Origin of the sequence: Streptomyces kanamyceticus, assembly GCF_008704495.1 — a bacterium.
GTDB classification, from domain to species: domain Bacteria; phylum Actinomycetota; class Actinomycetes; order Streptomycetales; family Streptomycetaceae; genus Streptomyces; species Streptomyces kanamyceticus.
In genome coordinates, this window is record NZ_CP023699.1 from 5,309,267 (window position 1) to 5,322,270 (window position 13,004).

The following is a 13,004-nucleotide window of genomic DNA, read 5'->3' on the forward strand; positions in this document are numbered from 1 at the left end:
GTGCCCCCGTGTGAGCACAAGCCGGTAGAGGGCATCCGGACGGCACGCCCCGGTGAGGTGGCCTGCTGGTGGTCAGGGTGACGGCGGTCCGACCAATGCGGCAGGGTAAAGCAGAGAGGGTGCTCCCCCGCAATACGCGTGCGGGGGAGCACCCTCTATCCAGTGTTCGGATCCTCGGCTACTCCGTTGCGCGAAAGCCGGGAAGATCAGATCACAAGGACGCGATGAAGGCTGAGAAGGCGGACGAGGGGACAACCAGCGCGGGCCCATGAGCACGCTTGGAGTCCCGGATGCCGACCTGTTCGCACAGATCGGCAACCTCCACGCAGTTCCCTTCGGCCCCGCTGCTGTAGGACGACTTGAACCAGGCACCCGCAGGTGCGACGTCAGTGGACTTCTCGTTGGCGTTGATGGCTATGACTTCCGTTCTTCCTGTTCTTTCTTGGCTTTCGCGAGGATGCGAGGCGTCTCGTGAGGTGCGAGTGCTGACGCCCGCAGCGCCTCGAAGCGGCGGCTGAACCGACCCACCTCGGGCTTCTTGTCGGTCACCCAGGCTTGACCGTTGACGTGGTCGGCTTGAACCATCTTCGGTAGCGGCTCTAGAAGCTCAAGGAGTGCGAAGTTCTGGCTCGCGCGGTAGCCGGTTGATGAGGCCGGCAGTATCTGCACGGTGATGTGGTCGAGCTCCGCCAGTTTCCCGATCTCGTCGTACTGCTCGACCATGATGTCCCTCCCGCCGATCGTGCTGCGAATCGCGTCTTCGGACAGGATGACCCACAACGGCCGAGGCTCGTCTTCGACGATGAGCTTCTTGCGGCTCATCCGTAGCTCCACGTTCGCGTCGATGAACTCGGTCGTGATCTCATCGACGGGCTTCGCGCTCTCCAGGAGTGCGCGAGCGTACTTCGGCGTCTGGAGCAGGCCGAAGATCAAGTTGGGCTGCCACGAGCTGATGGAAAGTGCGTCAGCCTCAAGGCCGACGTAGTCGCGCATGCCCTTCTGGAGATGCGGGTTGTACGGGACCCACCAACCCTGGCTCAGGGATTCGCGGTGGATCTTCAACAGTTCCTCGACGTTCTCCTCGTCGGTCTCCCCGTAGTGGTCGAGAAGCGCCTTGAGGTCGCCGGAGTTCGGCAGGCCGGTGCGTCCCTTCTCCAGCCGCCACAGCTTTTCCGCCGAGAAGCCGAGCGCCGCCGCTACTTCGTCTCTCGACTCGCCGCAGTCTGTCCGCATCCTCTCCAGCACCTTGCCTAGGTGTACTCGACGACTTGTTGGTCCCTTGGGTGCCGCCACGCTGCGAGTCCTCCCCATGTCAACCAGAGTCAGGCGCCAGTGCACCTGAGTCCATTGCGGTTGAACCCGAGTCCGTCAGGACGACACCCGAGTTCTGAGTCTGCCACCCGGAGTTGGGCCTGCACAGCAGAGAGTCCGGGTTACTGCATATGTCATTTCACGTGAAAGTTGCACGCCTCCTTGCAGTTCAACTCTCCCATGCAAGACAGTGGTTGAGCCAGGGATGAGCGGTGCACCTGATCCGCCGAGCACCTATCGCTGGCCCCAATCCCCTGTGACGAGCCGAGGCCAGCGATGTGCCAAAGCACCACCGCACGCATGAGTCCGGACCGGTCAAGCCAGCTGAGTGAGTCCGTTCCACCGAGGTGCGCGGAGACGAAAGTGGAGCAGCACGCCTACCAGATTGCATTCCTTCCGGATCCCATACGTGTGCCCGAGATGCGGAAGACGACTGCGGCCTTCCTGCGCAGGTCGGAGGTTTCTGGCCCAGTGGTCGAGGATGCCGTCTTGGCCGTCTCCGAGCTGGTCACCAATGCCATCCGCCACGGGGACGGCATGGTGTGCCTCTTCGTCTCGGTAGGGAGCGGTGGACTGCGTGTCTCTGTGACCGATCAGAGCCCGGAGCAGGCCGAAGCCAAGCAGGCCGACATCGGTGATCTGTCCGGCCGCGGGCTGCTTCTTGTAGCGGCCCTCGCGGACAACTGGGGGAGTAGCGGCGAGGAGACCTGGTGCACGTTCCGGTACCCGCTGGAACTGGAAGACGACGGGGTGCGCGCGGAATGACCTACGCGCCCAACAGGCTTCCGATGAAGGAGTTCGCTTCGGGCGCCCGGAGCTTCATCGGAGTGCTGCAAGACGCCTTCCTCCGTGACGAGGATCTGACGAACGACTTGGACGCCGTTCTGGGTGCTTCGGCAGGACCAACTGGCCTGGCTGGCGCGAAGAGCCAGCTGAGGCAGCGGCGCAAGGTGTTCAGCTGGAGGCCCCCACGGCCTGGCTCCGAAACGGTGGCCGAAGTGGGGCGTCGGGTTACCCGCCTCGACCGGATACTCGTCCGCCTTGTGGGCATCGCCCGGGAGCGCGAGTGGAAACCCCCATACCCGGACGTCGCGGAGGCCATTGCGCTGGCTGAGGGTGTACGGGCCAAGCAGCAAAGGCCAGTTGGTGAGCTCGTGGCTGACCGAGACCATCTGCGGCGGTTAGCGATGGCAGCCTCTGGACTCCTCGACCTGCTGGCCGATGACGAGGGAGTAGGCGAGTGAGGACCTTGCCCCGCACCTACTGGTGCCACCGAGCCTTCGACAGGCCAGGCCGAGAACGCCGCGATCCCCAGAGCATGACGACGCCTTACCCCGGCCACGCCATCACCTGGATGCGTGAGTCGGTCCGTGACGCCCTGGTCGACCTTGACCGCCCCACGTTCGAGATCGCGTGGGCGTGGCTCGGTGACCACCAAGCCTCCGGAACCGCTGTCAGGGAACTGAGGCAGGGACGGCCCTGCGCCTTCGTGCTCTCGACGTCCGATGGCTGCTGGACCTGGAGGGCCTATCCCGTCTCCGTCCTTCCGGTCGTCGAGACGTGTCCCAACTCGTCTTCAGTACCGGGCCAGTTAGTTCCGGCTCACGCGACTGGTGGCCCGCCGTAGAGCAGTGACGCCCTGTGCCCGCTACTCGCGAACGACTGCCCGGAGACCTCATGTCCCGCAAACCCACTCTGATTACGCCCAGCCATTCCCGTCAGGGAACCGCCCAGGCCGCCTCCGCGCTCGACCGCGAGCTGCGTGCCGCCGGGCTGGCCAGTCTCCAGCCCGTGCTCGACGACGACCGCGAGACGCCGTACGTCAGGTTGAACAGGATCGACGCGGTCACTGCGGCGGAACTTGCGCGGCTGCTCCACAAGGGGATGCGGAGCGCCTACAAGGTCGTCTCCGACCTGCGTGCCGCCGTGCGGGCGCATGGTCTGGAGGACTTCCCCGTCCCGTACGTGTACTGCACGAAGATCCATCTCGGTGACATCCCGGTCGCCACCGCGGACCGGCTGGCTCTCCTCCTGGGCGCCCCGCCCCAGCCGGGCCTGGCTGACGTACCGGACTGGCCTGAGGCGCGGCAGGTCTTCGACCGCCTCAACTCCGCGTTCGCGGAGGCCACCCGGGGCGGGTTCATGGACATGTATCTGCACCCCTACTGCCAGCGGTGTGACGGCGATCCCGCTATCAGCCTGGGTGAGCTCCAGGTGCGGACCGCTCGGCGGCTCGTGACGGCACTCCAGGGAGCCTGACCATGACCTGTGAACCCCGCCGCCCCGACATCGCCCGCAGCCTCCTTGGCCGTGCCGAGACGGCACGCGAGCTGCGCGGCAAGCTCCTTCGCGGTCTGCTCAGCGAATCAGAGACCAGCATGGCGCGTCACACCGATCACGCGAACGCTCAGGTCCTGCGCCGGGTTGTCGCCGACCACGGATGGCCGGGCAGGAGCCTGGTCGGCGATGAAGCCGCCAAGGCGGCGTGGCAGATCGCGCTGCACGCCGATCACCTCCCTGACTTCCAGCGCCTGGTACTCCGGCTGATGGCCACGGCCGTGGAGCGCGGTGAGGTGCCGATCCAGCGATGGGCGCACCTGTACGACCGGTGCAGCGTCAACGACGGCGGCACCCAGCTCTACGGCACGCAGTACCGTCTGGGCGCCGACGGCGTGGTGGAGGTGCTGCCGGTCCGGGACCGGCAGCGCCTGGACTCACGACGAGCCAGTGTCCGGCTCGGGCCTGCCTCCGCCGCGCTCGATTCCCTGCGCCACCGTCACGCCCGCGAGCGGGAGGCCGATGAGCCACACGATGGTGCGGCGGCGCTTGTGGGGAGCGCGGCGTGAAGGCTCTCACGGTCACCGACACCGAGTTGCGGATCTTCGCCCGGCACGTACCGGTGCGGTGCCATCAAGTCGCGCTGGACGCTGGCTGCGGCAGCGGGAACTTCAGCCGTCAGCTCCACCGCTTCGGATACGACGTCATCGCTCTGGACTTCGCGCACTCGGCTCTTGAAGCAGCGCGACGCACTCCGCTGCCCGGGGTGACCTATCTGCACCACGACCTCGACCAGGGCGATCCGCCCGGCCTGCAGTATCGGGGCATCGACCTGGTCGTGTGCCGTCTCGTTCTGCCGCTTCTCCGCGACCCGGTGAGGTGGGTGCGGCGAGTCCGTGACCGCTGGCTTCGCCCCGGCGGCCGGATGTACCTGGTGATCCCCGTCGGCGAGCATGCTGATCAGTTCGGGCGGATGACCGAGCAGCAGATCAGCGCGCTCTGCGACGGGTGGGCCAAAAGCGTCCGCTACGACTTGCGCAGCACCTCCGCGTGCCTCGTACTGCGGGCCCCCAGACCCCGCTGGAGGGCCGGTCGCGCAAAGCTCCGGCACCCCGAGCGGCTCACAGCTGGCAGTCCCATGACCACACGGCGGACCAGTTCGCCACCGGTGCCGCGGGGCGCACGCCCCGCCATGCCTGTCGGGCCGTGAACCCACCTCAACAGCACCACACCGTAAGGGAGATAGCTCATGACAACCCTCGCCCCTGAATCACTTGTATCGCAGCACATCGAGCTGACGCAGAAGCTGCAGGCGGTGCTCCGGGAGCACCCGCTCGGCGGAGGGTTCCGGCTCCTGGTCGCACCGAGGCAGCTGGAACTTGCGGACGACGAAGTCCTGGTCCAGGCTGTCGACCCCGCGCAGCGCACGGTGGAGCTCCGCCCCTGCAAGATCGCCGAGATGGACGCCGACGCCGTGCTGCACGCGACGCAGGTCCTCGACCCGTGTGACCAAGCCCTTTGGGCATACGCCGCCCAACTGCGGCGCTCCACGTGCGGGGCGTTCCGCAGGGGTGACGGTTCCACGGGCCACCTCTACGCCGACTAGGGGCAGCCTCATGGAAGCCCTGACGCACCAAGACATGTCCCACACCTTCATCACCCGTCTCGGGCGGGCGATCTGGCCACACCTGAAATCGGGGAAGCAGCCGCGGCACGTGCCGACGGTCTTCGACGCCTCCTGGATCGGCAGCCTCCCGTTGCCGCTGAAGGCGGGCGCCCAGCCGGTCGCGTTGATCGACGGCCTCGACTTCCACCGTGAACAGGACGAGAAGGTGGTCACCGCCGCCTACCAGGCGCGGCCGCGGACCCGCGCCTACGAGAGCGTCAACGTGCACAGCGATGGGTGGGTCAGCGCGGCATCCCTGCACCTGGCCGGGCTCTTACGTCGGCACGTCGTCTGCACCCTGTACGAATCCCGCGCAGGGGACCGGACCCTGGGCGCGCACGACGACGAATGGCTCGGTGTGATCGTGCAGATGCACGGCGCGAAACGCTGGGAGCTCTGGCCGGAGAGGACGGGCGCCGGGCACGAGGTGCTGACCCGGGCCGGAGATGTGCTCGTCCTGCCGCAGGGGGTGACGCACGCGGTGAGCACGCCCGAGTACTCGGTGCATCTGGTGTTCGCCGTCACCGATGAACGTATCGGCCTTCAACGGCCCGCTTGCTGACGGCGGCAGGCGGGTGCAGCACCCGGCGACCGGGCCCTGAGGAAGGGCTCGGCGTCGGACGAAGGGCGTAGGGGGAGGCCGCTTCCATCGGCCTCTCCCCGCGTCCGCCTCTGCCTCCACGATTCGCCGGAAGGAACGAGTGCCCATGGCCGATGCCATCAGGCGCCAGTGGACGGGCGCCGCCCCCGTCGTCGGCCCAACCGGCCTTGCTGTCCTGGACGTCCTGGCCGGGCACCCGCTCGGCGACGTCGCGAGGAACGCAGGCATGGAGCCCTCGGCGCTCGCTGACGCGGTCTCGGTCTTCAGGCAGGCTGGGCACAAGGCCCTCGTGCACCAGGAGGAGCGCACCGACTGGTGGCAGTTCTACGTCGAGTTTCCCGATTGGACCGACGCCGAGCAGACCGCCGCGGTTCACCTCGCCCCCCTGATGCGTGACTTGAAGGGGAGCAGTGCGATCGCCATGTGGTGGTTCATTCGCAAACATCCCTGCTGGCGCCTCTGCCTTTACGGCGGCCCCGAGCACCAGGTACGCGGAGAAATAGGCGCCAGGCTCGACGAGTTGGTCGAGGCGGGCCGCCTACACCGCTGGTGTCCAAGCGTCTACGAACCCGAGACCGCCGCGTTCGGCGGCGGCGCCGGGATGATGACCGCGCACCGTCTCTTCTCCGAGGACAGTCACCACATCCTGGCCCGCCACGGCCGAACCGACGTATCCCTTGGACGCCGTGAACTGTCCGTTCTCCTGTGCACGGTCATGATGCAGGCCGCTGGCTTGGAGTGGCAGGAGCAAGGAGACGTCTGGGACCGCGTCATCAACGAGGCACACCGGACCGCCACAGGCGAGGCGCTCGAAAGCCGTCTTGAAGGGATGACCCGGCAGATCCGGTCACTCCTGGTCAGCGATACCACCCAAGACGGCGCGGTCTTCGGAGAAGGGGGACCGTTGCATTCCGTCGCTGAATGGGCGATGGCCTTCCGGCGTGCGGGTGCCGCGCTCAAGGAAGGGGTTGACGACGGTTCCCTCGACCGAGGAATCCGCCGCGTCCTCGCCCACCACATCATCGTCCACTGGAACCGGGTCGGTCTCTCCCACGGTGCCCAGAGCGCCCTTGCGCTCGCGGCCCGCGCCGCCATTCTTGAGACACCGGCCGGCGAGTGAGGGGTAGTTGAGGGTATGGCCGAACGCCGCCTGGCTGTGTTGAGTTCTTCGGGCTTTGGTCCACTTGGTGGGCTCTGGTGCGCCCAGGAGGTCACGCAGCGGCTGTTCGGCGCTCCGACCAAGCGCGACTTCACCGGCCGTGAGCCCGAGGAGTACAAGCGGTACGTGGACCAGGCTGCGCAGACCCACGCTGGATTGCGCATCGAAGGGGCCCCCAGTGCGTCAGTAGCCTCGCCGACTCGCTGAGAACCGCCCTGGACAACATCGACGAGATCCGCGAGCGAAAGGAGGGCGCGGACGCCGATGACGAGGGCTATGGATTGACTGGCGTTCCCACCCGCGTATAGCCCCGGGCTCGGATCGCGCTGGTCGCACGGACCTAGCGCTGGTGGGTACTCGGGTGCGCCCCCCGACCACCGCTGCTTCATCGAGCTTCTGCACGCGGGTCAGCAGGGCTGGCAGGCCCCGCTCCAACAGCGCAAGGCTGCTGCGCACAGTATGGCCGGGCTCTCATGGACGCGGTATCGACCGCCTGGGGCGCCCTTCTCGGCTCGGTCTCCCTTGCATAAGAGGGAGGAGACACTATGACCACCATCGAAGTGCCATCGGGGTACACCCGGGAAGAATGGACGGGCTACGTCAGGCGTGGACGTCATGCCGTCCGAGCGAACAGCGCCAGCAACTTCGAACTAGGCGACATCGACAACGAGATGCTGCACAAGCGGCCACTTAGCACCCGTGAGATGGGCAGGATCCGCGTCCTATTCGCCCGACAGATAGGCGTCGACGTCGCGTTACTCGCGAAGTACGGCGCCACGGCACGTGCTTGGCCGATCGAGAAGCGACGCCCGGATGTGCCATGGAGCGTGCACCGCAGGCTCAATGCTTTGCCCAACAGGTTCGAACTCCTCCAGGGCGAGCCCTCGGACGACCTTGACCCCGACCACCAGGGTAAGTGGACTTACAACATGGCTTTGCGCGCGGCAAATTCGCGGCCGCAGTCGCCAACAACCCCTGACGAGCGCGTCTCCCAGGCTAAGTACTTGCTCCGGTCCACAGACGACGCTGCCACGGCCGTCACTCAGCTCGCCGACCGCACGGAAGTGATGAAGAAGGCTGTCGAGGACCCTGCATTTCGCCGGGCTGTCCGAGACGCCAACCGTGAGCGCGGCGAGCGAATAGAGCGGGGCATCCAGGTTGAACCCAGTGCACCCCCTGCAGCCCAGGCCGATGGCAAGCCCGCTCAGGAGCCGAGCCGCCAGGCGGCACAGCCGCCCGTGACATACCGAGAATCCCCCACCGCTGTGCTCAAGATCCTCGGCCAATGCACCAGCTTCTGTGTCTCGATGCAGAGCGCCGTAGTCCTTGTCCAGGAGGAGATGCTCTCCACCGAAGAAGAGATCGCCGTCCTCGACAGCATCAAGCGTGTACGCGCCATCTGTGACTGGTGCGAGCACGTGGTGACCACGGGGCAGGGCGACATGGACGAAGAACTCGTCCGGCTACTCGACGGGATGGACGGAGGCGGCTCATGAACCGGCGTCGACGCTCTCCCTCGGACCTCGGGCTCGAACTGTGGGACCTCGTCCTCGACAGCAGCGAGACTGGCATGCCCAAGGAGACTGCTCTCGATCACATGACCGACAATCAGTTCCAGATAGCCAAAGTCTGGGACAAGGACGAGATGTGTCCCCGAGAGCAGAAGTGCTTCCTCTATGTGTACGGCCACTACTGGATCAGCGATGACCCTCGGATGTCAGTCCTGGCACTGAACCGCGAGATCGAGCTGCTCTACCGGCGTGCTGCACGGCTCCACCGCAGCGCCATTGCCCCACTCACAGAGACCGGCCACGAAACTCCACAACTCCGAGTCGCGCACACCGCCCTCGCGGGGATGATCGAAGCCGCTGCTCCTCTGAGGCGCGCGGGCTTTTCCTCCGAGGTTGCCGCACGCGACGGAGCGGAAGCGGGATGACAAGGGCTGTCTCAAGGGAGGAGGCCAACGCATGACGAGAGACCCCGACGACATCCCGCTCTTCTGGAGTGAAGAGGGCCATAGCGCTGAGGTTGTCCGTTGCCACTATGGTCACTTGGCGTTCCGGGAGACGTTCGAGAAGGTCGGCGGCTGCCCCTACTGCACCTACACACCGGATGAACGGGTTGCCGCACTTCGGGCAGTTGCCGCCGAGAGGCGGCAGCAGCGAACCAGCCCAGATGCGACGCCCGCCTGTGGCGAGCGAGGTACTGCGACTTGATCACCGTGGTGTCGGATGCCTTGCTGAATGCGTGAGCGATGCGTGAGCGGACGGTGCCCCACAGTCCGTCCGCGCATGGATCACGCGGCACCTCACCCACCCTCTGATCAGGCAACCCCGGATAGAGAAGGACCGTCCGGACCCACCCGGACGGTCCCCTCCAGGACTTTTAATCCATTGGTTGTGGGTTCGAGTCCCACACGGTCTACCGCGCAAGGGAGAGGGAAACCCCTCTCTGACCTGGCGTTCAGTGCCCTGATCGGTTTCGGCCGGTCAGGGCACTCCGTCGTTCTGGTCCTGTGCGATGACGGTTCGTTGCCCGTCGACGGCATCGCGATCTTCGGTGCTGCAGGGTGAGAGCGGGTGTTGGCCGTGCGGCGAATCTGCGGAACAGTGCTCTCCGCAGGCTCACCAGTACCGACGGCACCTGCCTCATGCCGCGGGTCGAGTGACCCGCGAAGAGCGCCAGGCGCGAGGCGGCGTGCCGTTGATACGCCGTCGCAGTATCTGGCGAGACCTACGTCCTCGAGGAGGCTTGGCGTGCACGATCCGCCCTCGCTTAGCGGCGGATCGGCAACGCACCTCACCGGGACCGCTTGGCCCGCCCGCGCGAGTCGCACCACAATTCACCAAGATCGCTTAGAGGTCCTCGGGCAGGAGCCGGAAGGCTGTATGGCCGCTCAGAGGACGTAGGGCGCGAAAGTCCTCCCGATCCAGCGTCAGGACCGCGTCCGTGTCGTACTCGGAAGCCAGCGCGACGCTGACCGCATCGGCCAGGTCGAGTGCCAGGTGCTGGTGGAGGTTCATGATGGTGACGGCCTGCCGGATGGTGTCGGCGTTCGCGGCAGGTACGGCCATACGCAGCCGGGCGGTCTCCCCGGTGATCCACTCCAGGACTTTGCGGGACTGCGTGGCCCCGAACTGTTTGGCACCCCGCTGCTGGTGGGTGTTCTTCGCGTCCCGGCGGATCATGTGGTCGAGCTCGGTCATCACGAGCGGGGAGACGACCGTGAGCGCGGCGCGGTTGAGGGCGTCACGGGCGCCCTGGTGCGCTTCATGCTTGGGGGTGAGGGCGGCCAGGAGGGCGGAGGTGTCGGCGATGAGGATCATGCTGCTTCGTCGTTGCCGTTCAGTACCTCGTGAACGCGGTCGGCGTGCGAACGACCAAGCCCGCCCCGTGCCGCCGATGAGGAGACCTCTTGACGCAGGAGCCCACCCAGCTCCCCACGACGGCCGACACGCCCCAGGACCGGCCGCCATGCGTGCACCGACAGCTGGGTCAGTCGGGGGTGAACTGGAGGTGTCCGGAGATGATCGCGCGGGCGACGTGGAGCAGGGGCAGGTTGTGGCGCCAGGCGTGCGCGCGCAGGCGCAGCAGGGCCTCGTCGATGCTGATGCCGAGGTGGGCGGTGAGGACCCCGGCGGCTTGGTGGACCTCGGCCCGGTGCAGTTCTGGGCCGTGGGTCCCGGTGGTCAAGGACTGGAGCGGCGTGTGCAGCACCAGGTCCAGGGCCACGCGGGCGAAGCGGGTGAGGTCTTGGCGTTGGGCGGTCGTGAAGGGGCCGGGGGTGGTGCGGGCGCCGGTCAGTACCCCGGCGGTGGCGACGCCCAACAGCAGGGGGACGGCGATGACGGCGCGGGCTGACAGTTCGCAGGCGGCGGGGGTGAACAGCGGCCAGCGGTCGGCGGATGCGGCGTTCAGGTCGGATTCGGCGACGGTGTGCCCGGTCCGGGCGGCGTCCAGGGTGGGGCCTTCGCCAACGGTGTACTGCAGGTCTTCCAGGGGCGGGCCGAGTGGGTCGCAGGGGTCGGCCCAGAGCAGTTCCAGCGCACCGGGCGTGGTGCGCAGGGTCAGGGTCAGGGCGTCGAGGTGCAGCAGGCGGGCGGCGTCGGCTGCCGGGGCGGCGGACAGGTCGCTGCCTTTGCGGACGGCCTGTTGGAGGCTGTTCAGAAGGTCGGTGAACTCACCACGGTCCATCACGGATCCCCCGGTCCGGGCTCGAAGGAGAATCGTACGGGTCGCCGCGAAGGGCGCGGGCTCACCGGGTCTGGGCGTGCAGGCCGGCGGGCGTATCGCCGCGGATGATCTGCGCCGACAGCTCGGTGAGTTTCTGCTGCCGGGAGCGGGCATGGGCGCGCAGGCGCTGGAACGCCTCGTCCATGCCGACGCCGAGACGGACGGAGAGCGCTCCCTTGGCCTGCTCGATGACCAGGCGGCTGTCCAGCGCGATCTGCAGCTGGTCGAGCACCTGGTCCTTGTCGGCCAGTTGCTGTCGCAGTGCCAGGGTCGTTGCGGTGGTGTCGGACAGGGACTGGGCCAGTTGCAGGTCCCGACCGGTGGGGTAGGGCGGGCCGGCGATCAGCAGGTTCAGGGCGCCCACGGACCGATTCGGCAGGCGCAAGATCACCGCGGCGACCGCCGTGATCCCCATCTCGCGGGCGCGCAGCGCGAAGCGTGGCCACTGGGTGGTGCCCGGTGGGCCGGTCAGTGAAGTCACCGGCAGCGGCTGCTGGTTGCGGGCGCTGTCGAAGCAGGGCCCTTCGCCCAGCTCGCTCTGTTCCTCCTCGAGGGCCAGGCACAGCTCGTCGGAGGCGGTGACGTAGACGGTGTTGTGGCCGTCGTGACTCAAGACGGTGATGCCGGCGCACTGGACGGGCAGCAGGGTGACAGTGTGGGCGGTCAGATCGTGCAGCAGCTCCAGCGGGTCGAACTCCGTGCGGTGCTGCGTGAGGTTGAGGAGCGCCTGGGCGATGCGCACTTCGCGGTCGGTGGTGGGCATACGGCGCCTGCCGTTCGGCTGGCTTCCGTCCCCGAAGGCGGCAGGGTCCGGCTGCGTCCAGCGGCGGAAGAATGTCGGCCCAGAGAAGGCCATGTCATGCCCGCCGACAGGGATTCCGCTGCTCGCCTCTCGTCCTGGGTCGACCCATCCAAGGCCGCTACGCCGACCGGTTCCAACCGGCCCGAGCGGCCTTACGGTACGCCTCTACGCTACTCGCCTACCGGTGCGCGAAACAGCAAAAGCTGCCCCCGGTTCGTGTCCGTGCGTGCCCGTATTCGCGCGGAACATGGCTACGTTGAGGGAGCCTGCCCACGACGGTCTTGCGTCGGTCAGGCTGCCACTTGCGGTGGTACGGGGGCGGGCAGCGCGCTCAGGATGCCGAAGTCCATCCGCAGCCGCGGATGATGGAGCAGCTGCAGGGTCGCGCGGCGGGCGCAGATCAGGCGTAGACGTCCGTGACGCCCGCTGGTCCGGGCGCGGGCACGGTCGAGGAGCCGTACGCCGGCGAGGTCCATGAAGTCGACGGGGCGCAGGTCGATCAGCAGGTCCGCATCGCCGGAGTAGGTAAGGGTGTCCAGGTAGTTGGTGACGCCTGGCGCGGTGTGCACATCGATTTCGCCGCACAGGACCACCAGCGTGCCGGTTCCATGAAACGGTGCCCTCGACCCGATCGGGGGGTGTCGTTCAAGTGGAGTCGCCCCTACGCTTGACAGCGGGACACTGACCATTGCGCCTGGCGCTGTCCGCCGAGGGCGCACGATCTGTCCGATCGGCCCCTGGACCCCGGGCCCCAGGCGCACGCAGGGCCATCCAGGCGGCCGGAGCCACATCGCCGACTATGCAGCTCCGGCCCTCGTCCTCCCCAGCCTGTTCCACACCGGGGTGAACTCCCGCGCACCCCGGATGCCGGTGAGGGCGAGTGGTGCGGGAGCGACGGCGGTGGGGAGCCGCGCGTCCCCGTATCCGAACACGGTCGCCACTGGCCGAGGGAAGC

General features: G+C 67.3%; 16 protein-coding genes and 1 tRNA gene. 11 read left to right on the forward strand and 6 right to left on the reverse strand.

Translation table 11 applies throughout. The features are described 5' to 3' along the window. Positions 1 to 211: 211 nt before the first annotated feature. Both CP970_RS22650 and CP970_RS22655 read right to left on the reverse strand, forming a co-directional pair. A complete protein-coding gene (locus CP970_RS22650; protein ID WP_317987195.1) occupies positions 212 to 418 on the reverse strand; it encodes a DUF397 domain-containing protein in 207 nt (68 codons plus the stop codon). Continuing rightward, positions 415 to 1,293 (reverse strand): helix-turn-helix domain-containing protein, encoded by an 879-nt coding sequence (locus CP970_RS22655; protein ID WP_055548962.1) that lies wholly within the window; start codon positions 1,291 to 1,293, stop codon positions 415 to 417. The genes CP970_RS22650 and CP970_RS22655 overlap by 4 nt, the downstream gene beginning before the upstream one ends. A 381-nt stretch (positions 1,294 to 1,674) precedes the next feature. On the opposite strand from CP970_RS22655, the gene CP970_RS22660 reads away from it, so the two are divergent. From CP970_RS22660 to CP970_RS22715, 11 genes are all read left to right on the forward strand, one after another. Continuing rightward, complete coding sequence (locus CP970_RS22660) at positions 1,675 to 2,076, forward strand: ATP-binding protein (protein ID WP_224058614.1); 402 nt, start codon at positions 1,675 to 1,677, stop codon at positions 2,074 to 2,076. Continuing rightward, on the forward strand, positions 2,073 to 2,555 hold the full coding sequence (locus CP970_RS22665) for a hypothetical protein (RefSeq protein ID WP_055548906.1): 483 nt from the start codon (positions 2,073 to 2,075) through the stop codon (positions 2,553 to 2,555). Before CP970_RS22660 ends, CP970_RS22665 begins: the two co-directional genes overlap by 4 nt. Positions 2,556 to 2,988: 433 nt before the next feature. Then, the gene (locus tag CP970_RS22675; protein ID WP_055548908.1) at positions 2,989 to 3,570 is read left to right on the forward strand and encodes a hypothetical protein; all 582 of its coding nucleotides are present in this window, start codon (positions 2,989 to 2,991) and stop codon (positions 3,568 to 3,570) included. A gap of 2 nt (positions 3,571 to 3,572) precedes the next feature. Continuing rightward, positions 3,573 to 4,157, forward strand: coding sequence for a DUF6624 domain-containing protein (locus CP970_RS22680; protein WP_063806119.1), 585 nt, complete (start codon positions 3,573 to 3,575; stop codon positions 4,155 to 4,157). Next, complete coding sequence (locus CP970_RS22685) at positions 4,154 to 4,798, forward strand: class I SAM-dependent methyltransferase (protein WP_055548910.1); 645 nt, start codon at positions 4,154 to 4,156, stop codon at positions 4,796 to 4,798. The genes CP970_RS22680 and CP970_RS22685 overlap by 4 nt, the downstream gene beginning before the upstream one ends. A 39-nt stretch (positions 4,799 to 4,837) precedes the next feature. Then, positions 4,838 to 5,194 (forward strand): hypothetical protein, encoded by a 357-nt coding sequence (locus CP970_RS22690; RefSeq protein ID WP_055548912.1) that lies wholly within the window; start codon positions 4,838 to 4,840, stop codon positions 5,192 to 5,194. Positions 5,195 to 5,228: 34 nt separating this feature from the next. Further along, a complete protein-coding gene (locus CP970_RS22695) occupies positions 5,229 to 5,816 on the forward strand; it encodes a cupin domain-containing protein (protein WP_055548914.1) in 588 nt (195 codons plus the stop codon). A 145-nt stretch (positions 5,817 to 5,961) separates the two neighbouring features. Continuing rightward, positions 5,962 to 6,975 carry a thiopeptide-type bacteriocin biosynthesis protein gene (locus CP970_RS22700; RefSeq protein ID WP_055548915.1) on the forward strand — a complete coding sequence of 338 codons (1,014 nt, stop codon included), beginning with the start codon at positions 5,962 to 5,964 and terminating at the stop codon, positions 6,973 to 6,975. A 584-nt stretch (positions 6,976 to 7,559) separates the two neighbouring features. Continuing rightward, complete coding sequence (locus CP970_RS22705; protein ID WP_055548917.1) at positions 7,560 to 8,510, forward strand: DUF6192 family protein; 951 nt, start codon at positions 7,560 to 7,562, stop codon at positions 8,508 to 8,510. Further along, positions 8,507 to 8,950, forward strand: a complete 444-nt coding sequence (locus CP970_RS22710; protein ID WP_055548918.1) for a hypothetical protein — start codon at positions 8,507 to 8,509, stop codon at positions 8,948 to 8,950. Before CP970_RS22705 ends, CP970_RS22710 begins: the two co-directional genes overlap by 4 nt. Positions 8,951 to 9,359: 409 nt before the next feature. After that, positions 9,360 to 9,438 (forward strand) — tRNA-Lys (locus CP970_RS22715). Between the two features lie 431 nt (positions 9,439 to 9,869). Here the strand turns inward: CP970_RS22715 and CP970_RS22720 are convergent. The 4 genes from CP970_RS22720 to CP970_RS22735 all read right to left on the reverse strand — a co-directional run bounded on the left by CP970_RS22720 (position 9,870) and on the right by CP970_RS22735 (position 12,642). Continuing rightward, positions 9,870 to 10,340, reverse strand: coding sequence for a PIN domain-containing protein (locus CP970_RS22720; protein ID WP_055548920.1), 471 nt, complete (start codon positions 10,338 to 10,340; stop codon positions 9,870 to 9,872). A gap of 169 nt (positions 10,341 to 10,509) precedes the next feature. After that, positions 10,510 to 11,208: a GAF and ANTAR domain-containing protein gene (locus tag CP970_RS22725; protein ID WP_055548922.1), complete on the reverse strand. Its 699-nt coding sequence runs from the start codon at positions 11,206 to 11,208 to the stop codon at positions 10,510 to 10,512. Between the two features lie 61 nt (positions 11,209 to 11,269). Next, positions 11,270 to 12,010, reverse strand: a complete 741-nt coding sequence (locus tag CP970_RS22730; protein ID WP_055548924.1) for a GAF and ANTAR domain-containing protein — start codon at positions 12,008 to 12,010, stop codon at positions 11,270 to 11,272. A gap of 329 nt (positions 12,011 to 12,339) precedes the next feature. Further along, entirely contained in the window at positions 12,340 to 12,642 is a 303-nt protein-coding gene (locus tag CP970_RS22735; protein WP_224058617.1) for an STAS domain-containing protein, read from the reverse strand. Positions 12,643 to 13,004: the final 362 nt, after the last annotated feature.